Raw genomic sequence first — 26200 nt, 5'->3', positions numbered from 1 at the left:
GACGAAAATTTTTGTGTTGAAAATCTTTGTTACGAATTTGCGGTTATAAAAATTTACACCCACATTCACATGAGAAAAATTACACTTTTATTGTTACTCAATTGTTGCTGTCTTTCATTTTTATTTGGACAATTCGAAGTGATCGGATCCAAAGAATACGGAAGAATTTTTGGCGTTACTTACGACAAAACAACGGAGAACAAGTTATATGCAATCACATTGGGAAATCATATTTTGAGCTCAAATGACAACGGTCAAAACTGGGATATTTTTTATTCCATTGAAAATGGTTATTTCAACAAATTAGATAATAATTTAAAAAATTACGGAAACGATAAATTGACTTTTGCAATGCGTTCAGTTGGAAACATTGGTCGTACAGTCTATGCTTTAAATACTGTTACTCGTCAAATTGATCTTCAGTACACTGCTCCAAATCCAAATCCGGGTGGAGACAGTTGGGTTTCCTCTTACTCTATTTCGCCATCAGATTCTGATTATGCTATGTTGTCAATTGGTTATCCTCTGGGTTTTGGTGCTGCTGAAACTACCTATTACACCACCGACGGCGGACAAACCTGGGAAGTAGTTTATGATTCTACCCAAAATATTGACATCATTCCGGGACAAGTTGCAATTCACCCAACAAATCCTCAAAAGCTTTATATCGCTCGAGGAAATGGAAATACAGATGTTGACGGAGGTCTTTTGGTTTCGGAAGATGGTGGACAAATCTGGGAAGAAAAAATTGAAGGAATTGTATTACAGCCAATCGCATTTAACCCTAGTAACCCAAATGAAATCTGGGTTGGAACAGGAATCAGTTTTGGGGAATACCCGGAGGGTCTATACAAATCTACAGATGGAGGCGATACATGGAATGAAGTTGAAATTCCTTGGACAGATTATTTATTAGACTGTATCAATGTGATTCAGTTTAACCCGTCTAATCCATTAAACATGATTATTTTGGAAGATAATGAAGTTGCCATTTCAAATGACGGAGGAGCTACTTGGAATCTACACGTTTATGAAGATGCTTTGGATCACCCGGAAGAATATTCTTATGGTTTAGATGCTTCATTCAATCCATTTAATCAAAATGAAGTATTCATTTCTGCAAATTATTATCCTATGTTTTCAACTAACAAAGGTGAAACAATGACGCGAGTTAAAACAAAATATTTTGCAGCAGAAGGAGGAGTTAATTATTTCAACAACGGGACAGAAAAACATTTGTATTATGGAGTTCAATATGGGTTTTCTCATAGAAATTTACAAACTTCAGAAGAAAATGGTTATGACATCATGCCGTTAAATTTTGTGACCAATAATTCCGGAACCGGAGCTATGATTGATCCAAATATGGCTGGAAGAGTTTATACTTTTTCAGGGGGATTTATGGGTTCAAGCCTAAAAATGAGCAACAATCATGGAGAAACATCAACTGAGATTTATTCGATTTTCTCAAATAGTCTGCACGATGTGAAATCTCTGCCGGGAAATCCAAATAAAGTTTGGGCTTCGTTTTCTTCTTTTGGGGACAATCCGGAAGTCTATGAAATTGATTTTGCCGATTTAGGAAACATTCAGGCAAACTCCATTACATTACCAAATTCTTCGGGTGTTGTTATTGGATTTCTATTCGGAACTGATGCCAATACTGCCATTGCGGCAAAAGGAAGCCGTGTTCATAAAACTACAAACGGAGGAACTTCCTGGACAGAAATCAGCAACGGTCTTTCAACGTTACATGCTGACAATGACATGATTTTCAAATTAGTAGAGAATCCATTAAATGCAAATCAGATCTCAATCACTTCAAATAAAGGAATATTTACAACTGTCGACGGGGGTGCAAACTGGACAAGAATAAACAATTCTTTTGTTCACAATTTAAAACATTCAACCGTTACAGAAGGGCATATTATCGCTGCTACACATGATTCAAATGATTCAGAATTCGGTTTGAGATGTTCTACAGATGGTGGATTAACGTGGACGGAAATAGCAGATGAAGAAATGATGTTTTTAAGCTCTTCTTCAGTTTTTGGTTCAACGGACTTTGATTTTCATGATCAATATGTAGATGTATATGTTGCAACTTCCGGTTTAGGTTTAATTAAATTCACAATTGATTTAACTACTTTAAAGGTTATCGAATCTGATTTATTGGTTAAAAACTCAACCGTTGTTTATCCAAATCCAGCAACTGATGTTGTAAATATTGAAAGCAAAGAAAATATTTCTTCAGTTGAAATTATCGGATTGGCAGGTCAGAAATTATTTAATTCAAATGATAAAAAAATCAATGTTTCACATCTCAATAAAGGAATATATATTTTAAAAATTCTTTTAGAAAATGGAAAAATCGAAACACATAAATTGATTAAAAAATAATAATTTATTAAATCTCCTCATAGATAAACCCTTCAGAAATCTGGAGGGTTTTCTTTTTTATTAGGTGTAACATTTTCAAATTTTACATTACTAATCAACCAATTAAACCCAATGTCACAAAATGTCCTCATCAACTTTGCTTAAATTATCAATTAATTTATCAAATTCACAACTCAAAAAAATTAACACAGATGAAAACATTTTTACAATCTTACAAACCTGCCCTAAGCGCATTATTTCTTGGACTAACTATAGCCGGAAATGCACAATTTCAACAAGCGCAAAAAATCGTTGGCGAAAGAGAAAGCCGCGCCGAATTTGGAACTTCCGTAGCAATCGATGACGAATTTGCTATCGTGGGAACCTCTCGTGAGTCTATTGCTGCAGGTGCCGCCTATGTTTATAGAAAAGAAGGAGAAAACTGGAATTTATCCCAAAAAATTGTTGCAAGTGATGCCTTCGAAATGGCTGAATTTGGCGGAGCTGTAAAACTTGGAAACAGTTTGATGGTAATCGCTGCGGGACGATCCAACTACGAAGGTGTTGACAGAACAGGAGCTTTGTATGTTCATGAGCGCGTAGGAAATACTTGGGTTAACACCATAAAATTGAACGCTTCTGACTATACTGAAAATGCATTATTGGGTGTAAACCCAACAACTTTAGACTTACAGGACAATACAATCGTGGCTGGTGCGCCTGGCGAAAACAATTGGCTGGGGTCCGTTTACGTATTTGAAAAAGAAGGAAATGATTGGAATGAAACCAAAATCTTACATCCTGAATTGACAGAAAACGCAACTTTCGGAATTGGAGTAAGTATCTCCGGAAACACGCTCATTGCTGGCGCAAGCGGCGAGGATAATGGTGCAGGAAGTGCATACATTTTTCAAAAAATCGATGGAAATTGGGAATTTGCGCAAAGAATCACAGCTTCCGACCCACAGACAAATACTTATTTCGGAAATTCAGTAAGCATCGATGGAAACCAATTGGTGGTAGGCGCTTATGCAGAAGGAAGTGTGGGCGGAAACATTGCTGCAGCTTACATTTTTGAAAAAAATGATGCAGATGAATGGGTAGAAATACAGAAAATCCCAAGCCCTGTTTCGGCTGAAAATACTTATTTCGGCTGGATGTGTAAAATGGAAGGAAATCAAATGTTGATTTCAGCACCACACATTTATGGAGAAGAAGCAGGCGAAGTTTATTTATACAATAAAACTGAAAGTGGACAATGGGAAGAAGCTCAATTGGTAGAAACGTCAGAAGATGTTGAACAAAAATTTTACGGTTGGAGCATTGACTTGAACGGGGGAAACTTAATCATAGGTGCGCCACGAGATGATTTCGATGAAAATGGAGAAAATGAAATGAATGATGCGGGTTCTGCTTATATTTTCAAAGGTTCTGATATGGGTGTGGTTGAAAACAATTCAAATTTCAATTCAATAAAAATTTATCCAAATCCAGCTGAAAGTCAATTAAATATTGAAAGCAAAGAAATTATAAAATCTGTTGAAATATTTAATTTATCGGGGCAGAAAATTGGTTCGACGAAACAAAATATGGTAAATGTTTCTTCTTTACCAAAAGGGACTTACATTATCAAAGTTTCAACCGTAAACGGAAATGTAAATACACAGAAATTTATCAAGAAATAATCGAAATTTGATCAAATAAAAATCTTGCCCGGCTACTTCGTCGGGCTTTTTTATAATTTAATCTTAACATAAAAACCTTCGTGACCGCGAACATTCCAGACGGTTCCGTCTTCAAAAATTAAGTATTGACCTTTGATTCCGGTAAGTTTTCCTTCAAATTCTTTTTGTTTTGAAAGGGAAAGTGATTTTATTTTTTCAGGAAAATTCAAAACCGGATATTCCATTTTGTAAATAGTTTCATCAGCGACGTAAAATTTTGCTTGCTCTTCGGGCAGGTATTGTTTGAGGAATTCTTTTTGGTGAATCAAATCAATTTCGGGCACTTCATTTTTGAGCATTTTCTGGTAACTCGTTTTGTCGGCCACATAATTTTTCAAAGCAACTTCAATCATTCCGGCTTCGTAACGATTACTTGTTTTCGCAAGAATGGTGGCATAAGAAGCACCCTGATCAATCCATCGGGTAGGAATTTGTTTCTCGCGCGTCACTCCTACTTTCACATCAGATGCGACTGCCAGGTAAACGATGTGCGGTTGCAATTGAAAAGCAATTTCCCATTCCAAATCGCGTTCGGCAATTCCTAAATGCGCCTGAGAAAGTTCAGGACGGATGATGGTATCACTGGCTTCAGGCACGAGAAAAAAACAGGATTTGCAATAACCCATGCGGTAAATTTCTTTATCCAAACCACAGCTTAGGCATTCGTTATGATGGTGAAAAATCTTAATTTTTTTACCGATCTGTTGGTTTACATCCAGGTAATCGTCCTTTAAATTCAAATAATAACGAATCGGATTACCATTTTCTGTGATCATCTTGCGAATCTGTCCCTCAAAAATCATTGTCTTTGCTTAAATTTGTGACTAAAGTACAAAAATATGCCGGCACTTGGATTGGTCAATAAGGTTATGGAAATGGTGATGAGCAAGCGCATTCGCCAGATCGAGAATTTCATCAAACACCCAATTGAAACACAAGAAAACATCTTATTCAGCAATTTATCTACCGCGAGAAATACGGAATACGGGAATTTATACGGATTTAATGATGTGAATTCTTATGAATCATTTAAATCCAATGTTCCTTTGGTAACTTATGAACAGTTCGAGCCTTTTATAGATAAGGCGCGAAAAGGAATCCCCGATGTGACCTGGCAAGGTAAAATCAAATGGTTTGCAAAATCTTCGGGAACAACAAATGCCAAGAGTAAATTCATTCCCATCAGTGAACAATCATTGGAAGAATCTCATTATGCTGCAGGAAAAATGATGTTTGCGCTTTACCTCAACAACCATCCGGAAACGGAAATATTTAAAAATAAAAATCTTAGACTCGGCGGAAGCAGTGAAATTTACCAGAAATACGATACCCTTTTTGGTGATTTGTCGGCAATTTTGATTGACAACCTTCCCTTTTATGCAGAACTGAGAAATACACCCAACAAGCAAATTTCCCTGATGAGCGAATGGGAAACGAAGATGAAAGCCATTGCCGATGCAGTCATCAAAGAAGATATTGGTTGTCTGACGGGCGTGCCTTCGTGGATGCTGGTTTTGTTGAATTACGTATTAAATCAAACCGGGAAAACGCATTTGGATGAAATCTGGCCGGACTTGGAAGTGTTTTTTCATGGCGGAATCAGTTTCAAACCGTATGAAGACAATTATAGAAATTTAACCCAGAAAAAACTGAATTTTTACGAAATATACAATGCTTCGGAGGGGTTTTTCGGCATTCAGGATCAAAGTCATAGCAAAGATTTATTATTGCTTTTGGACAACGGGATTTTTTATGAATTCATACCAATGGAGGAATTTGGGTCGGACAACCCAAAAACAATTACGCTTGAAAATGTAGAGATTGGTAAAAATTATGCGGTTGTCATCACGACAAATGGTGGTTTGTGGCGTTACATCATCGGTGATACGGTGAAATTTACTTCGTTGAATCCATTTCGAATTGTGGTTTCCGGACGAACGAAACATTACATAAATGCATTTGGTGAAGAGTTGATCATCGAAAATGCAGAAGAAGGACTGAAACGCGCTTGTGATGCGACAGGTGCTTTGATTAAGGAATATTCTGCCGCGCCGATTTTCATGTCAGGAACTGAAAAAGGAGCACATGAATGGATCATCGAATTTGAAAAAATGCCTACTGATGTCAATCAATTTGCTGAGATTTTAGATAATTCTTTGCAGGAATTGAATTCGGATTACGAAGCCAAACGTTATAAAAACATTACGCTTAACCAATTGAAACTGAATATCGCCAGAAAAGATTTATTTTTCGACTGGATGAAACTCCGCGGAAAACTCGGCGGACAAAATAAAGTCCCAAGACTTGCCAACACAAGAGAATTTATAGAGCCACTTTTAGAAATGAACCATTCATAATGAATACTGAACAATCCATCAATAAATACCGACAGGTCGTAGAAAACAAGTACCAGATTTACAACAGTCTTTTCATGAATCTGCCGTATGACAAGATGACCAACATCGGTTCGCTGATTCCGTTCTTGTACAACCAAAGCGCGGAAGGCTTCCCAAAAGGAAAAACGCCGACGGAAATTGTGGAAACTTTTTTTCAGAAACATACGGAAATCAAGGACGAAAATGAACAGATTGATTTGTTGTTCAGGTTTATACAGTACATTGAACGTCAAGTAGTTTTATTTGACAGCATCGAAGATGCGGCGTTCAGTAGTTTGTTCAGTTACACTGATGAAGGAACCATCGAAAGTCTTTATCAGCTTGCAAAACAGCAGAATAAATTAGAAGAAGTCAAACAAAAGCTGGCTGATTTTGCCATCAGAATTGTCTTTACAGCTCACCCGACGCAGTTTTACCCGAACAATGTTTTGCGCATCATTCAGGATTTGCGTTCTGCAGTTCAACATGATTCGGTAAGTAATGTCGATTTGCTTTTGCAGCAATTGGGGAAAACGCCTTTTCTGAACGAGGAAAAACCGACACCTTATGATGAAGCGATGAGTGTGATTTATTACCTCAGAAACGTTTATTATGATGCCGTTGGCGAATTGGCTTCGCAAATCAATTCTACGTTTTTTGATCATGGAGAAAATGTGGAAAACCCTTTTATACAATTAGGATTCTGGCCGGGTGGAGACCGCGATGGAAATCCATTTGTGACGGCAGAAATTACCCGAAAAGTTGCAGATGAACTTAGAAGTGCTATCCTCAAAAGTTATTATGGACATTTGAAAGAAGTACGCAGAAGATTGACTTTCAAAGAAATATCTGAGCCTTTGAAAATTCTTCACAAGAAAATTTATGATGAAATGTTTACCAACGAAGGAAATGTTTCGGATGAAGATATTTTAAATACTTTGAATGAAGTTCGTAAAACTTTGATTCAAAGACACAATGGAATTTTCCTGGATATTTTAGACAATTTAATCCAGCGCGTTAAAATCTTTGGGTTACACTTTGCTTCGCTCGACATTCGTCAAAATGCAAACATTCACGACAGAATTATCAGAGATATTGTTCAAAAAGAATTTAAACTAAATTTTGATGAATTATCTGAAGAAGAGCAAATTAAAATCCTCACTGAAAAAGAATTAAACATCGATGAAAATGATTACGAAGATGAATTGACCAAAGATACTATTCTCAACGTAAAACAACTCAGAACCATCCAAAAACTAAACGGAAAACGCGGCGTTCACCGGTATATAATTTCGGACAGCGAGACGATTTTTGATGTGTTAAATGTATATGCTTTGTTTAAATTCTGCGGATATAAAGACGATGAAATCGACTACGACATCGTTCCACTTTTTGAAACGATTCAAGGTTTGGATATGGCTGAAAACACGATGGACATTTTGTATAATCTTCCGGTTTACAAAAAACATTTGAGCCGAAGAAAAAACAATCAAACCATCATGCTCGGCTTTTCTGACGGAACAAAAGATGGGGGCTATTTAAAAGCAAATTGGGAAATTTACCATACAAAAGAAACGTTGACAAAAGTTTCAGAACGAAACGGAATGAAAGTGATTTTCTTTGACGGGCGCGGCGGTCCCCCGGCAAGGGGAGGCGGAAAAACGCGTCAGTTTTATGCTTCACAAGGAAATACGATTGCCAACAACAGAATTGAATTAACCATTCAAGGTCAAACGATTACAAGTATGTATGGCGCAAAAATGCAGGCAAAATATAATTTTGAGCAACTGCTCACGGCTGGAATTCAATCCACGGTTTCAGAAGACCCGAAAGCTAGTTTGAATCCTGAAGAAAGAGAAATTTTGGATGAATTGGCGAATGTCAGCTTGCAGAAATATGCCAATTTGAAAGCACATGAGAAATTTATTCCTTATCTGGAAAACCGAAGTACGCTGAATTATTACGGAAAAACCAATATTGGAAGCCGCCCAAGCAAAAGAAACAGTGATTCAGGATTGAAATTCAGTGATTTGCGAGCGATTCCGTTTGTAGGTTCTTGGAGTCAATTGAAACAAAATGTTCCTGGATATTTTGGGGTTGGAAGTGCTTTGAAAAAATACAAAGACGAAGGGAAAATTGATAATCTAAAAATTCTATTTGAAGAATCATCTTTCTTTAAAACTTTGATATTGAACAGTATGATGTCGATGCAAAAAACTTATTTTCCATTGACTTTTTACATTGAAAATGACAAAGAATACGGAGAGTTTTGGAAAATCTTGTATGATGAATTTTTGCTGACTGAAGAATTGCTTTTGGAGATTTCAGGCTACAATAGTTTGATGGAGAAAGAACCCATCAATAAATCTTCCATTCTACAAAGAGAAAAAATCGTACTACCGCTTTTGGCAATTCAGCAATATGCGCTGGAGAAAATTCAGAATGATTCGCCTAAAAAAGAAGCATATGAACGAATGGTTACGCGTTCGTTGTTTGGGAACATTAATGCGAGCAGGAATTCGGCTTAATATTAAATTATGCAAATAAAAAATGCCACGTAATAGTGGCATTTTTTATATCATTTTTATCAGATTAATTCTTGATAATCTTCTTCGTAACTGTTTGTCCTTTCATTTCAACCGTTAAAATGTAAACGCCTTTTGGAAGGTGTTTGATGTTTAATTTCTCTTTCACAGCATTTGATTTTTTAATCAAAACTGATTTTCCTGAAACATCATTTAATTTAACTGAGATGATTTCTTTCTTGGCATCGATATTCAATACAGAAGAAGTTGGATTTGGATAAATTTCAACTCCTGAAATGTTGTCATTGTCTTCTACAGAAAGTTGTGTACATTCTATTGCTGCTACCCAACCTTGCGAAGTTACACCTCCGTCAGAAATAAAACGAACAGTAATTGAACCATCCTCTGCTGTTGATGTAAATGGTCCCGGAATGTTGTTTCCTGATAAGTTATTTCCGTTTGCAAACAAAGGAGCATTGACACTGTTTCCATTGTAAATATACATGAAATCGTAATCAGACTCTAGGTCAAATTGAGAGAAAGTCAATTTGACTTTTTCGCTGGCAACTGCCGGGTAGAATGTTTTGATAATTGTCTGATAATCTTGGTAATTACCTGAATCCCCACCCGTATCTACGAAATTTTGACCGCAGAAGTTTCCTATAAGAAGTGTGGCACTCGTTGTTCCGCCCATTAATCCATTTGAGCATTTATTACCCAATTCAAATTGATAGTAACGATTTGGATTTAATCCACTTATCATAATTGTTTGAGAATTTGTATCTACCCAATCAGTAGGAGTTGTTCCAAATTCATAAACGCGGTATGCCCATGCGCTAGATGTTTCATCTGAAATCGTAATCTGATAATTGTCAGGTGTTATTTCCTGAACAGAAATTCCTTGAACTGTTGGAGGGCAAGAACTCGTACAATCTGTTCCGATGCAGGGTTTGCCTTCAATTGTATTTCGGATTAGCGCTGCTGGCTGAGGTCCAAAACCTTGGGTGAAGTTGATACCAACCCAGGTCCCATGACAGTAGCTCATGATGGTTCCTCCTTCGTCAGGAATCGGGCCGTCACAGCCTTCAGAGTACCCCCATGCTGGACCACAACCGTCTATCGCTGTGTTATCACCATTCCATGCACAGGCATGTGTATGCGGAGAACCCATTGAGTGACCCATTTCATGTGTCATTGCCATAATAGTCCATGAATATGTCGGAAATTCTTCAAAATACATATCAATTCCTGAATAAGCATATCTGTAGTCACCACAAAGAGAATTCAGGAATGCAACACTGGTAGTTGAAGGATAATTTACCAAATGTGCCAAATCTCCGTTGAAACTCGTTCTTGTTTCTGCAAATTCGTATAAATTTTGACTATAATCTCCATCATAAGGGTCATCATTTGTCCAAATCATCACTTCGCTAAGTGAAATCTGTATATCGTCATTTGCATATAAAGTATTGATGTTATTATGTATCGCAGTAATCCAGTTCATAGTTTCAGTTTCGCTTGAACCGTTTTCTAGAAATGGGGCATTTGCTATTTCGTAATAAATCCTTACACATTTCTCTGTCATTTCAGCTTTGCTGAGCATTTCCAACTGGAAACTTGGCGTTTGTCGGTTTTCTGGAATTTCATCTACTCCACAAACGAATGGATTTGAACCTAAAATATTTTTGTCAGAATAAGCCAGGAAATCTCGTTTGTCCTTTGATTTTCCAACAGTTAAATTTCCTAAATTAATGGAAGAAACAATGCCTATAACATCGTTTTCAAAAAAGCTAAATCCTGCAAGTGATGTATTGTTTCCTTTTACAATTCCCTGATAATAAACACCTGGCTGATAACTGATTATATTTCCTTTTTCATTTTTAGCTACAAAATCTTCAGTAAAAATTTCTTGTTTGATTAATTCTACTGTGACCTCGGTTCCATTGTAAGGAATTGTAAGTTCAAGGTTTCTTGGTTTTTTTGAAATTAATTCATTCAGTTGTTGATGATTTAAATTTAAAACCGAAACATCTTTTGCCGATTTGGTGTAATCCTGCGACTGGGTTTTGGAAATATTTAATCCAAATAATTCAAATTTCTCGAATTTTTGATTGTTTTTGTGTGACTGCTGAATCTTTTCAGCGACTGCTTTGTTCTGCGCTATTAGGGTACAAAAAAGCAGTAAAGTCATTAGTTGAAATAATTTTCTCATGTGCTAATCAATTTTATTTTAAACAAAAAAACGCTGTATAAATACAGCGCTTTTCTTATTATTTAAGATTTTTAATTTTTGATAATCTTTTTGGTAACAGTTTCACCTTTCATCTCAACCGTTAAGATATAAATTCCTTTTGGTAAATGTTCGATGTTTAGTTTCTCTTTCAAAGAACTGGCTTTTTTATTTATAACTGTTTTCCCTGAAATGTCATTTAATTTAACAGAATTGATTTCTTTTTTCGCATCGATATATAACACAGAAGTTGCCGGATTTGGATAAACAGCAATCTGATTTGAATTTGAGATGTCTTCAATGCTCATAGTTGCATTACAATCAACGCTTGCTTCCCAGCCATATAATGCACCTGAAGAGTCAGAAACAAATTTTATTGTAATTGCTCCAGTGGCATGAGTTGATGTAAAAGACGGTCCAGGGTTATTGTTTCCTGTAATTGTTCCTCCTTCAAATAACGAAGCTGAGCTTGTTGCTGTATCTGAATTGTAAACATACATGAAGTCCTGATTATTCTGAAGACCTATTCTATTGAAAGATAAGGATACTTTACCGGTAGGAAAAGACGGATAAAATGTTTTTACAAAATTTTGATTGTTTCCGTAAGTTCCAGCTGTTCCTCCTGTATCAGTAAACAATGTTCCGTCACAGAAATCACCTGTAAGCACAATGTTGGTTTTCATTCCTCCTTCTGTTCCATCTTGACAAACATTCACAACATAAACTTCGTAATACTGATTATCTGCCAATCCTGAAAATGTAAAAGTCTGTTCTGTAGTTGTCTGCCACTGATCATCAGCTAAATCACTTCCAAAAGGAATTACTTGATATTTCCATTGTGTAGAAGAATTGTCTATGATTTGTGCCTGATAAGAACCATTATTTAAATTTGTCAAACGAACTTCACTTATTGCATATGTACATGTTGTAAAGTCTGTGTTACAGTTTGCTCCAAGACAAGGTTTGGAATCTACTGTTGCACGAATCAATGCTCCTGGCTGATCACCAAATCCATTTAAGAAATTGATTCCAACAGAAGGCATCAAATGACAGTAGCTCATGATGGTTCCTCCGTTTGATGGAAGCGGACCTGATGCACAGTTTCCATTGTTAGGGTCTGGATTTCCTGATAGTGGACCACAACCGTCTATCTGAGTACTGTTTCCATTCCATGCACATGCATGTGTATGCTGAGACCCTAGGGAATGCCCCATTTCATGAGTCATAGCCATGATTGTCCAAGAATAGGTGGGAACTTGCGCATAACTCATGCTGATTCCTGAATACGCATATCTCGCATCTGTGCATAGTGAATTTAAATAAGCTACACTTGTGGTAGATGGGAAATTAACCAAATGCGCCAAATCTCCGTTAAACTCGGTCACGTTATTTCTAAATGATGCTAAGTTTTCTGAAAAGCTTCCTGTATAAGGATCTGCTATTGTCCAGATTTTGATTTCGTGTAAGGCAACGTTGATGTTGTCATTTGAATAAAGTGTTCCTATGTTATTTTGAATGCCTGTGATCCAGTTAACTGTATTTTGAACATTTGATCCATTTTGAGCATAAGGTCTGCGCGCGATTTCATAATAAATTCTCACACAGTTTTCCGTTATTGTAGTTGACATCATCGCAGGGTCAAAATCTACGGTTTCTCTGTTATGGTTTTCTTCTAATTCATCTACACCACATGTAAATGGATTTTCTCCCAAGATGTTTTTATCTGAATATGTGATGAAATCCTGTTTGTCTGTAGATTTTCCCAGAATAACATTTCCAAATTCATGAGTTGAAATAACTCCCATAACATCTCCTTCAAAAAAGCTGATGGCTACCAATGATTCATAGTCTCCTTTAACAACTCCTCTGTAATACTCTCCTAAAGTAAACTCCAAAACATTTCCTTGTTCATCCTTCGCGATAAAATCCTCGGTAACTACATTTTGCTTGTACAATTCCACTTCAACGATTTCATTTTGATATGGAACTGAAATCGCCAAATAATTTGGAGCGTCTTCCATCAACCTGTCAAGCTGATTTTCATTTAAATTGAGAACTGTTACGTCTGTTGCAGACGTAAAGTACTTTGCCATTTTGTGAGCGTCATTATTAATCGAAAAGAGGTCATAAGATTTAAACTGTTGGCTTTTTGCATTTAATTCTTGAACTTTTTTAGAAACCGCTCTGATTTGTCCAAAAGACAGAACAGAACAGCATAAAAAGATAAGTAAATAGATTTTTTTCATTGTGAAGTATTATTGTGTATTAATTATAAAACCATCAAATATATAGATTATTTTTGTTCACTTTAATTTTGAGTTAATTTTTTTTATAAACAAAATCAAATGTTGAATCCTGATTATCTGATTGTTGGCCAAGGTGTCGCCGGAAGCTGTTTTGCTCTGAAACTGCTTAGGGAAGGCTTTTCTTTTGTTATAATTGACGAAAATAAAGACAAAGCTTCTTCCGTTGCCGTTGGCATTTACAATCCTGTGGTTTTAAAAAGATTTTCACTCATTTGGAATGCTCAAATACAGTTGGATTGGATGCATGAATACTTTTCTGAATTTGGTAAATTGTTGGGGCAAAATTACATCGATGAATTTCCCACAAGACGCATCATCAAAGACGAGAATGAAATCCATGCCTGGAACAAAAAAGCAAATCATCCTGATTTAACCGATTTTCTTGATCAGGAAATTCAACCGCTTCATCATCCCGATTTTGATACGCCTTTAGGTTATGGAGAAGTCAAACAAACCGGAAGAATTGATTTAGGGAAATGCCTGAATGATTTTCGCAATCACCTGATAGAAATGCGTTTATATGAAAATGAAAATTTTGACCATTCTGAATTAATTATTTCCGATTCTGAAATTCAATACAAAGAATTTAAAGCTAAAAAAGTAGTTTTCTGCGAAGGTTTCGGTGTGACCGAAAATCCATTTTTCAATTATATTCCAGTCATCGGTGTAAAAGGTGAAGTTCTGAAAATAAAAACCGAAAATCAAATCCCGAAAGCCATCTGGAAAGCTCATAATTTTTTGATGCCCATCGACAAAAAAATTTGTGTTACTGCTTCAACTTATGACCGTGATGATTTGGCACCGGATCCGACTGAAAAGGGCAAAGAAGAAATGATTCAGCATTTGAGATCGTTTTACAAAGGAAATTTTGAAATTCTGGAACAAACTGCCGGAATCCGCCCCACAATCATAGACCGACGTCCCGTTGTAGGTACACACCCGATTCATGAAAATGTTTTGATTTTAAATGGAATGGGAACGCGCGGAACTTTGCTCGGACCTGCGATGGCAGAGGAATTATTCAACTTCACAGAAAAAAAACAACCTATCGACAAAGAAGCCGACGTTTTGAGATTTACCAAAAAATATTTCCAAAATGTCTGATGAATTCCTAAGTGTTTTACAACCTATTATTCACTACAGTTTACATTTTCTGTTTCCTGGATTGATTGCTTATATTTTCTTTCGGGAGAATTGGAAAAAAGCATGGCTGATAATGATCGGAACGATGTTGGTGGATATTGACCACCTCTTCTCCTCTCCTATTTTTGATCCGGGAAGATGTAGCATCAACCATCATTTTCTGCATACTTATTACGCGATTGCTGTTTATTTTATTCTATTATTTTTTCCAAAAACAAGAATTATTGCTGTTGGATTGCTTTTCCACATGATAACTGATTATCAAGATTGTTTATGGTCGGAACATTTAATTTCACCCTAAAATAAATTCATATTTTTTGATTATCATTGCCCAAAATTTACCTTATGAATAATTTTCTTGACCCAGTGGAATTGTCATTGGCGTCCAAAGGACTTCGCTTTACGAATTTTTTAATTGATTATATTTTGTTTATAGTTATATATTTTGTTTTTCGTAACTACTTTTCTAATTTACTAGGTCTAATTTATTGGGGAAATGGCTTAATTCAACTACTTATTGATTGGTTTTTTTACTTTGCCTTTATGACTATGCAGGAGTTTTTATTTAAGGGAAGAACCATTGGCAAGTTTATAACTGGGACAAAAGCCGTTACAATTAATGGTACTGAACCCCATTTTGGCATGTATGCAATTAGATCTCTTTGCCGTATGGTTCCATTTGAACTAATTTCTTTCCTTGGTGAAACCGGATGGCACGACACATGGTCTAAGACACGCGTTGTGAACATAAAAGAATTTGAACAAAATCAGACTAAATTTAATTCTATCGACCAAATCGGAACACATTCTTAACATTTTCTTTCTAAGTGTGGTACAAAGATTGATGTTTGGCTCAGCTTAGTTATGTAGAATGATGATTCTTTTGTGGGAAATTAAAAATTCTCATAAAAGATAATGTTTTGATTTTATGAATAATAAAGCTTTTTTAACCATCCTTAGTTTAGTCCTGTTCCTCGGTTTATATAATCCTCTGAATGCAGGCTTTGATTTTTTTCGACTTGAAAAATCCGCAAACCCTGAAATTGATTCTTTGCTTCAAGTTGCAAATCATTTTTATGAAATCGATAATTACGATTTAGCGCTTCAGCATTACAATAACATCGTAGAAAAGTCTGAAAAAGAAAATTATTCCAAAGGTTTGACTCAGGCTTATATCGGTTACGCTTCTATTTATTTCATTCAAAACAAATTAGATGTATCGACTTCTTATCTGCTCAAAGCAAAAGAACAGCCCTATGCCAATGAGAATCCTGAAGAAATGTATAACATTTCTTTCCGTGAAGGATTGAATTTGCATTCGTTAGGACTTTATGATGAGGCAGTAAAAAAATACAAAGAATCAATCGCTGCTTCCAATAAAATTACTGATAGAGAAGACAAGCTTAATAAATTGGTGGGAGTTTATATCAATATTGGAGATATTTTTCAGCTTAAAAATGAACGAGATTCAGCGTTTTATTACTACAAAAATGCTTACAATTCTCAAACAACAAATTTGAATAATAAATTTACAAGCTCTATAAGTATTTCTGAATTGTATGTTGAAAACGGAGAATTGGATTCTGCCAGAAAATATCTTGGATTTGCAAAATACTATGCAGAAAAGTTAAACTCAGATTTCACAGATGCGGTATTGAGCCAGATAAATGGAAAATACCTAAGCGCTAATGGAAATTTTTCTGAAGCGATTATTTCCTACAAAAAATCATTAATTCTAAATGAAAAATTGGATCGGTCGAGCCCCGCTTTGTTTAAATTATTATCTGAGGCTTACCATGAAAAAGGGGAAGATAAACTTTCCAATGCCTACCTGAAGCGCTATGTGGAGGTAAAAGACAGCCTTGAAGAGGCCAAGAAACGCAATCTGAAAGTTCCGATTTTGATAGCCAATAAGGACAATGCTAATAAAATACAAAAAGCGGAGTCGAATACACAATTGGTCATTGTAAGTTTTGGCGGAATTATTTTGTTAATTTTTCTGATTGTCTATTTATATGTAAAAAAACAGAAGAAAAAAACGGTAACGAGAAGAAATGAAAACATTCAGCTCAAGAAAAAACTGAACAATGCTTTTGATGAAGTGGCTGATTTGGCAGCAACAAATTCTCCTAATTTTTTGTCCCGATTTATAGAAGTTTATCCTGAATTTTACAATCAATTGATTTCTGAATATCCTAATTTAACGACTGCCGATTTGAAATTGTGTGCATTGATGAAATTAGATTTTTCGACCAAGGAAATCGCTGAAATTTCTTTCAGTTCGCTTCGTACCGTTCAAAACAGGAAATACAAGCTTCGTAAAAAATTTGGTCTGGAAACAGAAGAAAACATCAACCAATGGATTCAAAATATTCAGATTCAATCTTTGGTTCCGGCATAAAGATAATCTTAAATAAAAATAGAAAAGCCGTTCAAAATTGAACGGCTTTTCTGTTGTAATAAATCTAATTTTAACTTAATTATTGTTATTGATAAGAGGGATTCTGTACCATTGCTGAGTTGGTATTCATCTCATTCAATGGAATTGGAAAAACTCTTCTGTAATCTGAGAATGGCATATCGCAATTCAAAGTACAGTTAGCGTTTTTCTGGATATCAAGACCGTAACGATTCATATCAAAATATCTATGACCTTCGAACGCCAATTCTATTCTTCTTTGTTTTAAGATTTCATCAAGCAATGCTTGCCCTGTTCCAGAAAAAGAATAAGAAGAATCTCTGTATGTTTGAACCCAATTAACCAATTCAGTCGATGCCAATGAAGGATTTGTGTAATAGAGAGCTTCGATCTTATTCAAAAGAACTTCAGTCGCTCTTATTACAACAACATCATTGTCAACACCACCAAATTTTCCTACACCATAAGGTTTAGGACTATCTGATGTATCCCACTGAGTATACAAGCCTTTTCTTGCATCTGTTGCTGGAATCAAATTATAAAAATCTTCTGTAGCAGCAGTATCTTCGTAACGACCACCAGTAGTCCATGTTGCAAACAATGCATCATTTTCTCCAGGATTATCTAATTCCGTAAATGGAATTGCAAAAAGAGTTTCTCCTTGCCCGGTAATACTAAGGGGATCCATATAATAATTTTGTAAATCCGTTTGATTTTCATTAGTAAAATCAACAGCTAACAAATTAGCACCTGTCAATGCTAAATCTGCATATTCAGCAGCCTGTGTATAATCTTTTTTGTAAAGAAGAACTCTTGACAAAATTCCATAAACGGCCTGTTGTGTTATTCTACCTTTATCAGTATTTGTAAGATTATCGGCAGCCAATTCTAATTCAGATATTATTTCATCATACACTTCTGCCACAGTACTACGAGGAATTTGTAAATCTCTTTCGAATTCGTAAGGGATTGGAATACCTAATTCCTGATCTGTTGTACCATAGGGTCTAGCATAATAATTTACCAGATTAAACAATTGCAATGCTCTTATAGCTCTTGCTTCTGCAAAACTTGACTTAGCGGCTACGCTAGTAAATAATAAGTCTCCTGTGGTAGTGGTTTTGTCTTCATAAGACAGAACAAAATTAGATCTTGCGATAACTCTGTAACCTATTGTCCACATGTTGCCAATAGAACCTCCTGTAGCTAAAGCATGTTGGTAACGATAGAAATCTGTTAACCTGTTTGAGTTTTGCAATACAACAAAACCGTTATCAGTTAACAATTCCTGTGAAGAAATATAATAGTTCCCGTATGCATTCAAATTTTGAAGCCCATCATAAATACCTAATACGGCAGTTTCTAACTGACCTTCATCAGAAATTGTTTCATCACCTATTTCTACTGAATCTGTCGGATCATAATTTAAAAAATCATCTTCTTGACATGATGTCATTGCAAATAAGCCGATGATGCTTAAACTAAATAATATTTTTTTCATTTTAATTTTCTTTAATAATATTAGAAATCAAGTCTTACCCCAAACACAAATTGTCTAAGATTCGGCTGTGTCATGTCATATAAACCCATTCTTTCTATACCGTACACCAAGTCTGCATCATTTGAACCTACTTCAGGGTCAAACCATAAATCTTTATCAAATGTCCAAACAACAAGATTATAACCTCTCACGTAAACATATACGTTATCTAGGAAAAGTTTTTCACCTAAGATTTTTTTACCAAATCGGTATCCTATTTCTGCTGATCTCCAACGGATATGGTCTGCATCATACAAATAACGGCTAGAAGCTGTACTACTTGCATTGTTTCCACCATACACAACCTGTGGAAGCGTAGCGCTACCTGCATTTTCTGGTGTCCAGGCTCCTTCTGCCCAATCTTCTCTTGTGTTTAACTGACCATAAAGTCCATCACTATTGTAAACAAATCCCCAACGATCATAAACTGAGTGTCCGCCCGCATAAGTGAATTGAGAATTCAATACAAATCCTTTATAATTGAAAGAGGTTGATAAACCTGCAGTATGTACTGGCAATGCTTGTTTACCTGTAAATGCTTGTGCAGCTTGAGAAACATCACCCGTTGTTTCAGTTCTAGTTGCATCGGTGTACCAAAGTGGCGTACCGTCTTCCTGATTTACCCCTGCCCATAATCTTGTATAAAACTCTGTTGGATTGTGTCCATTTTCCCAAGCTTTGAAACCATTTCTAATTGCGATGTTGCCACCATTGATATTTGTAATTTCGGAATCATTGTAAGCATAGTTACCTGTAATTGACCATTCGAAATCTTCGGTTCTAACCGGAACTACTGTTAAAGTTGCTTCAATACCTCTACTTCTCATTTCTCCGTCATTTGTCCAGTAAGATGTGAATCCTGAAGATGAAGCATTAGTTGGTACTGTGTATAATAAATCTTCAACATCTTTGATGTAATAATCAACAGTTGCTCTTAATCTATTTTGGAAAATTCCAAAATCAATTCCCACATTTAATTGGCTTGTAGTTTCCCACTTTAATTCTGGATTACCCAATTGCGTAATTGCTCCTGCAGGCGCCCCCATGTAAGCACCGTTAGCCGCTCTATAAAGATTCATAGAAGCATAGTTCCCAATCTCTCCATTACCTACTGTACCATAAGAACCTCTAAGTTTCAACTCATTAACTGTTGATCCGCTCAAGAAAGCTTCTCTATTGATGTTCCAAGCTGCTCCAACACCCCAGAACGTACCCCATTTGTTATTAGCTCCAAATCTTGAAGAACCATCTCTACGAATGTTACCTGTAACAGAGTATCTTCCATCAAAGTTATAAGCCATACGTCCGAAATAGCTCACGAATGAGTAATCTGCTCCACCCGAAGATGCATCTGAAGGATTGGCTGCATTGTCAAGAGTTGGTTTTGTATTACCTGCAGGGTATCCTCTTCTTTCAGCCATAACATAACTATATGTATATTTGATAGCCTCCGTTCCGGCCGTCAATGTCAAATTGTGTACGTCTGCAAATGTTTTGTCGTACTTCAATGCATTACTCCAATTCCATGTATTGAAATTTCTTTGAGAAGCATATCCATATCCATTCCCTAGAGGATGTCCTGTATTACCATCTCCAAAATCAGGATTCCAGTACAATAGCTCATCGTAGAAGTTATAATCTACACCAAATTTAGTTTCAAAGTTTAAATCTTTCGTGATATCATAATTACCCCCAATGTTGATTAAAGCTTTGTAAAAATCTGAAAGTGTTTTATTTTTATCCTGAAGTGCTAATGGATTAAATTCAGGATTTAAAAAGTATAAATCTAAATTGTATGAACCGTCAGTGTTATAAATAGCCTGGGTAGGTGACATTAAATTACCTGCAAAAATTGGGTTAGAAAATGAAGAACCATCAGTTGGCCCTGTTTGTTGCGCTTTACTTAAACTCACATCAAAATTAATCCCCAATTTGTCGTTAACTGTCCAATCTGCTCCTAAGTAACCAGAAACACGGTCAAATCTTGAATCTCTTGCAATACCATCTTGAGAGTTGTAACTTAAAGAAGTAAATAATCGCATATTTTCAGATCCACCAGAGTAATTGAAGACATATTTTTGTGAACCAACTGCATTTTGTCTTACAGCATCTCTCCAATTATTGTTAGTAACACCATCCCATCCTAATTCAGCGACAGTATCATCGTATGTCATCCCATAAGCATTACCCAAAGCAGTTGCAAAATAATTAACATGTCCCTGAGCATCTAACCAATCATTCTTTTCAAAAGCAACGTCACCAATACCAAATTCTGTATTGAACATGAATTTCCCTGAATTTCTAGCTCCTTTTTTCAAAGTAACCAAAATAACTCCATTTGCTCCACGAGACCCGTATAAAGAAGTTCCTACAGCATCTTTCAACACAGTAACAGATTCAATAGTTGATGGGTCAATATTTGCCAATGGATTTGAAGCTGCTGCAATTCCTGACATATCATCAGTGGTTATAGGAACTCCATTTACAACAACTAATGGCATCGTGTTTCCTGTTAAAGATGTAATACCACGTACAAAAATCGGAGCATTTGCCCCTGGTTGTCCACTCGAAGCTCCAATGCTTACACCTGCTACTTGACCCTGTAAAGCTTGATCAAATGAAACGGATCCAACTTTTTCAATATCTTCTGCCTTTACAGTTGTATAAGCACCTGTTTTTTGTTCGTCTGATTCCGAAATACCATATCCTAAGATTACTGCTTCGGTTAGAACTTCAACTCCAAAACTAAGTGTTCCCATATTGGCACTTGCAACACTAAAATCTTTGGTAGCCCCCAGCATATCCGTCACTACCAAAACATCACCTACTTTAGCATCGATTTCAAATGCTCCATTCTCATCTGTGACTGCCGTTGCGTCAGTACCTCTTACGGTCACTTCAGCATCTGCCACCGCAAATCCGTCCTGGTCATTCACCGTTCCTCTTACCTGCGCATCCACAAACTGGAAAACCGCAAACAAAAAGAGGAAGCTTAATAACACATTTCTCCTCATTTCTTTATTTGTTTTAAAAATTAGAACCACAAATCAATAAAACATTACCCATAATTCTTTGTACAATTATTAAGAGAATGTAAAATGAGTAACAGGTAAGTCATATTTAAAAAGATACTCACTTTGTACTTACTTAAGGTTTATTTGTCTGATTTTTAAATTATTAAAAATAATTTTCAGCAAAAATTGATTTTTCAAAATGTTAAAGGATAGTTTAATTGAAGATGGCATTAACAATTCATTTTTTAGAATAAATTTTATTAAAACATCTTTTAGAGTACTAGATAAGTAATTAGAAAGTTTGGAGAGTAAAGTTTTTGAAAGTTCTTTGCACTGTAATAAAAAACGGTACAAAAATTAAATTGTTAAAATGTTAAATAGTTAAAAAAAGTTTCTTCATAAATCGTACTGAATTTTATTATAACATTATCATAGAAAAGGAAGAGTAAATGCTCTTCCTTTTTTCGTTTAAACTTTTTCAATCCTAAATATCAACTTACTTTTGCAAAATGTTATTAGTTCAGAATTTAGGCGTTCATTTCGCCGGAAGTTATTTATTTGACAATGTTTCGTTTCGTATCAACAAAGGAAACCGCGTAGGCCTCGCCGGTAAAAACGGTGCCGGAAAATCAACCCTTTTAAAAATCCTTGCCAAACAACAAGATTCAGACGAAGGTGATGTTGTCCATGAAGGTGAAGTAAGTGTTGGTTATTTGACACAAGACATTGATTTCCAAAAAGGAAGAACTGTTTGGGAAGAAGCGGGACAAGCATTTAAACAACTGAATGAAATTCAGAAAAAAATTGATTATACCAATCAGCAATTGACAGAAAGAACTGATTATGAAAGTGATGCGTATGCACAATTCATCGAAGACATCACCGTTTTGACCGATCGATTTTCACTTTTGGGCGGATATACAAAAGACGCCGAAATGGAAAAAATCCTATTCGGATTAGGATTTACAGCTGAAGATTTTCATCGTCAAACCGAAGAATTTTCCGGTGGCTGGCGAATGCGGATTGAATTGGCAAAACTCTTACTTCAAAAACATGATGTTTTGTTGCTCGATGAGCCTACCAACCATTTGGACATCGATTCTATTCTATGGTTAGAAGACTTTTTACAGGATTATCCGGGAGCGGTGGTTTTGGTTTCGCACGACAAACAATTTTTGGACAATGTAACGAACAGAACACTTGAAATCGCCAACAAACAAGTTCATGATTATAAAGCGAATTACTCCAGATATATCGAATTGCGCCAAGAAAGACGTGAAAAAATGGAACAGGCTCAGAAAAATCAGGAACAATACATCAAACATACCGAACAGTTAATCAACAAGTTTCGCGCAAAAGCTTCTAAAGCAGCCACCGCGCAATCTTTGATTAAAAAACTAGATAAAATTGACCGAATTGAAGTTGAAAATGAAGATGTTCACAAAATGAATATCCGTTTCGCTTCCGCTGTAACTCCCGGAAAAATTATTTTCGAATTAGAAGACGTTGGAAAAGCTTACGGCGAAAAACAGATTTTTGACAAAGTAAATTTCTTCGTAAATCGCGGCGAAAAACTCGCTTTTGTCGGACAAAACGGTCAGGGCAAAACCACACTTGCAAGAGCCATGGTGGATGGATTGGATCACACCGGCGACATCAAACTCGGACACAATGTGGAGGTTGGCTATTTTGCACAAAATCAAGCCGAAGTTTTAAATGAAAAATGGACGGTTTTAGAAGAGGCTGAATACGCTTCGACAGAAGAAACACGCAAACAGGTTCGTGACGTTTTAGGTGCGTTTTTATTTGGCGGAGAAGCCGTTGAAAAGAAAGTTTCCGTACTTTCCGGAGGTGAAAGAAACCGTTTGGCACTGGCGAAATTATTATTGAAACCTTTCAACGTTTTGGTAATGGATGAACCTACGAACCACTTGGACATCCAATCTAAAGAAATCCTTAAACGTGCTTTGCAAAACTTCGATGGAACTTTGATTTTGGTTTCGCATGACCGTGAATTTTTGGATGGATTGGCTAAAAAAGTTTTTGAATTCCGTGATGGAAGAGTGAATGAATTCTTAGGAGGAATCAATGAATATTTAGCAGAAAGAAAAGCCGCCGGTTTCCGCGAAATTGAAAAGGTTGAAATTGAAAGGGTTACTACTCCAAAAGAAGAAAAACCACAACTTTCTCAGGAAGAAATTAAAGAACAGAAACGCATCAAAAATAAAATCTCTAAGGTTGAAGAAGAAATTGCTTCATTTGAATCGAAAATTGCTGAATTGGAGAAGAAATTTGAATCGACTCATTCGGACGAAGATTTGAAAAATTATGATGTGATGAAACTTCAGTTAGAGGACAAAATGCAGGAATGGGAAGAATTGATGGAGCAGGTATAGACTTCTCGACTTCTTTCGAAATGACAATTATTCTTGGAAATAAACCATTTCATCTGGATATTTAACCATCAATTTTTCATCCGTTAATCCAACCGCAGATTTCGTTTTCTGAACCAAAAACTGAATCATTTTCTTTTTGGATTTGAGGTTTTGATTCATTAGTTCAAGAAAAACTTCTCGTCCTATTTTGTTGTTGTGTAAATCCATTTGGTGGTCAAAAGGTTCGTTTGGGAAACATTCTTCATGCAAATCTGTAACATATTTTGCCCAAATGATTGCTTTTCTTTTCGATGTAAATAACGAAGCATTTTTCGCAATCAGCAAATTCCATGCTGCATGACGAAAAGCGTTTGCTGCACCTCTTCCGCCGTGTGATTCACGAAAATTTAATTCAGAAAAAAGAATGGATTCTATGGTCGCCCAAACCGTCGGCAACAGCAACAAAGGCTTTGACAACAAAGCTTTTATCATTTTCCAAGTAAGGTTCGCAGAAAGGTTTTTAAGAATTCCGAAGATTTTTTTCATGTCTAAAGCTTATTGCCTATCGCATTAAGTCTTTTCACAACCTCATCCTTGCCCAATAATTCCATTATCAACGGAACGTCAGGACCTTGTAAATCACCTACCAAAGACAAACGAACCGGCATCATCAATTTTCCGAATCCTATTTCTTTTTGGGCTACAAATGCCTGAACTTTATCGTGAATGGTTGTGTGGTCAAATGATTTCAGTGAGTTTAATTCTTGCGCAAATTCATTCAATAATTCGGCGGAATCTTCTTTCCACGCTTTCTTTACTGCGTTTTCGGCATAGGTTTCTGGAGCAATGAAAAAGAATTTTCCTTGTGTGAAAATATCTTTGATAAAATTGACTCTTTCTTTCAGTAAATCAATGACTTGTAAATTAAATTCCTCAGAAGAATCAATTCCGTTTTCATTTAAAACTTTATTGAATTCAGGTAAAATCTCTTCGTTTGATTTTTGTTGAATGTATTGGTGGTTGAACCAAATCGTTTTTTCAGGATTGAATCTCGCACCAGATTTACTAACCTTCTCTAAATTAAAGGATTGAATTAATTCATCTAAAGTAAATATTTCCTGTTCCGTTCCAGGATTCCAACCCAAAAGAGCCAGCATATTGACCATTGCGTCAGATAAATAACCTTCTTCTCTGTATCCTTTTGCGATTCCTTCTTCTGTGTTCCATTGCAACGGAAACACCGGAAATCCGTGTTTGTCACCGTCGCGTTTGCTTAATTTTCCTTTTCCTTCAGGCTTTAAAATCAAGGGTAAATGAGAAAATTTGGGAGCAGTCCAGCCGAAGGCTTTGTATAATAATTCATGCAAAGGCATCGATGGCAACCATTCTTCACCACGAATGACATGTGTGATTTCCATCAAGTGGTCATCGACAATGTTCGCCAAATGATAAGTCGGCATTCCGTCTGATTTGTACAAAACTTTATCGTCCAGAGTATTGGAATCAATGGAAATTTTCCCGCGAATCAAATCATCTAACAAAATCGTTTCGTTTGCAGGAATTTTGAAGCGAATCACATAAGGAATTCCTGTATCGATTTTAGATTGAATTTCATCCGCAGATAATTTCAAAGAATTATTTAATTGATTTCTATTTTGAGAATTGTAAATGAAGGTTTGTCCTTTTGCTTCGGCTTCAGCACGAAATTGATCTAATTCTTCCGGTGTATCGAACGCATAGTATCCATTGCCGGAATCAATTAATTCCTGCGCATATTTTGCATAGATTTCTTTGCGTTCTGACTGTCTGTAAGGCGCGTGCTGACCTCCATAACCCACACCTTCGTCAGGTTCGAGTCCTAACCATTTGAGCGATTCGATAATGTAATCTTCTGCTCCGGGAACGTAACGATTCTGGTCGGTATCTTCGATTCTCAAAAGGAATTTGCCGCCATGGTTTTTGGCAAAAAGATAATTGTACAAAGCAGTGCGGACACCGCCGATGTGCAACGGACCGGTCGGACTGGGAGCAAAACGAACTCTAACTTCAGACATTCTAAAAAAATTTCTGCGAAGATACTAACTTGAAACCTTAAACCTTAAACTTTAAACATCCAATTTGGCTGAATTTTTGTAATTTGGTTGGGCATTATTTTAATTAATCTGGAAAA

General features: G+C 36.1%; 16 protein-coding genes. 9 read left to right on the top strand and 7 right to left on the bottom strand.

Features of this window, described 5'->3' with window-relative positions; genetic code table 11:
* Nucleotides 1-69: 69 nt before the first annotated feature.
* Nucleotides 70-2400 carry a T9SS type A sorting domain-containing protein gene (locus B8977_RS00440; protein WP_084015309.1) on the top strand — a complete coding sequence of 777 codons (2331 nt, stop codon included), beginning with the start codon at nucleotides 70-72 and terminating at the stop codon, nucleotides 2398-2400.
* Nucleotides 2401-2591: 191 nt separating this feature from the next.
* Nucleotides 2592-4064 (top strand): T9SS type A sorting domain-containing protein, encoded by a 1473-nt coding sequence (locus B8977_RS00435; protein ID WP_084015308.1) that lies wholly within the window; start codon nucleotides 2592-2594, stop codon nucleotides 4062-4064.
* A gap of 50 nt (nucleotides 4065-4114) precedes the next feature.
* Here B8977_RS00435 and B8977_RS00430 read toward each other — a convergent pair whose 3' ends face one another.
* Nucleotides 4115-4906, bottom strand: a complete 792-nt coding sequence (locus B8977_RS00430; RefSeq protein ID WP_084015307.1) for a DUF2797 domain-containing protein — start codon at nucleotides 4904-4906, stop codon at nucleotides 4115-4117.
* Nucleotides 4907-4942: 36 nt separating this feature from the next.
* Between B8977_RS00430 and B8977_RS00425 the strand changes: the two genes are divergently transcribed.
* Nucleotides 4943-6460: a GH3 auxin-responsive promoter family protein gene (locus B8977_RS00425; protein WP_084015306.1), complete on the top strand. Its 1518-nt coding sequence runs from the start codon at nucleotides 4943-4945 to the stop codon at nucleotides 6458-6460.
* A complete protein-coding gene (locus tag B8977_RS00420) occupies nucleotides 6460-9006 on the top strand; it encodes a phosphoenolpyruvate carboxylase (protein WP_084015305.1) in 2547 nt (848 codons plus the stop codon). The genes B8977_RS00425 and B8977_RS00420 overlap by 1 nt, the downstream gene beginning before the upstream one ends.
* 64 nt (nucleotides 9007-9070) lie before the next feature.
* Here the strand turns inward: B8977_RS00420 and B8977_RS00415 are convergent, their stop codons facing one another.
* Together B8977_RS00415 and B8977_RS00410 are read right to left on the bottom strand one after the other, a co-directional pair.
* Nucleotides 9071-11215, bottom strand: a complete 2145-nt coding sequence (locus tag B8977_RS00415; RefSeq protein ID WP_084015304.1) for a M12 family metallo-peptidase — start codon at nucleotides 11213-11215, stop codon at nucleotides 9071-9073.
* Nucleotides 11216-11286: 71 nt separating this feature from the next.
* A complete protein-coding gene (locus tag B8977_RS00410) occupies nucleotides 11287-13479 on the bottom strand; it encodes a T9SS type A sorting domain-containing protein (RefSeq protein WP_084015303.1) in 2193 nt (730 codons plus the stop codon).
* 99 nt (nucleotides 13480-13578) lie between these two features.
* Between B8977_RS00410 and B8977_RS00405 the strand changes: the two genes are divergently transcribed.
* The 4 genes from B8977_RS00405 (at nucleotide 13579) to B8977_RS00390 (ending at nucleotide 17083) form a co-directional block, all read left to right on the top strand.
* The gene (locus B8977_RS00405) at nucleotides 13579-14643 is read left to right on the top strand and encodes an NAD(P)/FAD-dependent oxidoreductase (RefSeq protein ID WP_084015302.1); all 1065 of its coding nucleotides are present in this window, start codon (nucleotides 13579-13581) and stop codon (nucleotides 14641-14643) included.
* On the top strand, nucleotides 14636-14983 hold the full coding sequence (locus B8977_RS00400; RefSeq protein WP_084015301.1) for a DUF6122 family protein: 348 nt from the start codon (nucleotides 14636-14638) through the stop codon (nucleotides 14981-14983). Before B8977_RS00405 ends, B8977_RS00400 begins: the two co-directional genes overlap by 8 nt.
* A gap of 44 nt (nucleotides 14984-15027) precedes the next feature.
* Entirely contained in the window at nucleotides 15028-15495 is a 468-nt protein-coding gene (locus tag B8977_RS00395; protein WP_084015300.1) for an RDD family protein, read from the top strand.
* A gap of 115 nt (nucleotides 15496-15610) precedes the next feature.
* A complete protein-coding gene (locus B8977_RS00390) occupies nucleotides 15611-17083 on the top strand; it encodes a tetratricopeptide repeat protein (RefSeq protein ID WP_084015299.1) in 1473 nt (490 codons plus the stop codon).
* Nucleotides 17084-17168: 85 nt separating this feature from the next.
* Here the strand turns inward: B8977_RS00390 and B8977_RS00385 are convergent, their stop codons facing one another.
* Complete coding sequence (locus tag B8977_RS00385) at nucleotides 17169-18602, bottom strand: RagB/SusD family nutrient uptake outer membrane protein (protein WP_084015298.1); 1434 nt, start codon at nucleotides 18600-18602, stop codon at nucleotides 17169-17171.
* 20 nt (nucleotides 18603-18622) lie between these two features.
* Nucleotides 18623-21655 carry a SusC/RagA family TonB-linked outer membrane protein gene (locus tag B8977_RS00380; RefSeq protein ID WP_084015297.1) on the bottom strand — a complete coding sequence of 1011 codons (3033 nt, stop codon included), beginning with the start codon at nucleotides 21653-21655 and terminating at the stop codon, nucleotides 18623-18625.
* Nucleotides 21656-22164: 509 nt separating this feature from the next.
* Here B8977_RS00380 and B8977_RS00375 point away from each other — a divergent pair.
* Nucleotides 22165-24051 carry an ABC-F family ATP-binding cassette domain-containing protein gene (locus tag B8977_RS00375; protein ID WP_084015296.1) on the top strand — a complete coding sequence of 629 codons (1887 nt, stop codon included), beginning with the start codon at nucleotides 22165-22167 and terminating at the stop codon, nucleotides 24049-24051.
* A 27-nt stretch (nucleotides 24052-24078) separates the two neighbouring features.
* On the opposite strand, the gene B8977_RS00370 is transcribed toward B8977_RS00375, so the two are convergent.
* Complete coding sequence (locus tag B8977_RS00370; RefSeq protein WP_084015295.1) at nucleotides 24079-24576, bottom strand: DUF6973 domain-containing protein; 498 nt, start codon at nucleotides 24574-24576, stop codon at nucleotides 24079-24081.
* 2 nt (nucleotides 24577-24578) lie between these two features.
* Nucleotides 24579-26084, bottom strand: coding sequence for a glutamate--tRNA ligase (gene gltX / locus B8977_RS00365; RefSeq protein WP_084015294.1), 1506 nt, complete (start codon nucleotides 26082-26084; stop codon nucleotides 24579-24581).
* Nucleotides 26085-26200 lie beyond the last annotated feature (116 nt).

This window comes from Moheibacter sediminis, from assembly GCF_900176425.1.
Lineage (GTDB): Bacteria > Bacteroidota > Bacteroidia > Flavobacteriales > Weeksellaceae > Moheibacter > Moheibacter sediminis.
Note: the sequence above shows the minus strand (reverse complement) of the source record. Positions and strands in the feature narration are given on the sequence as shown.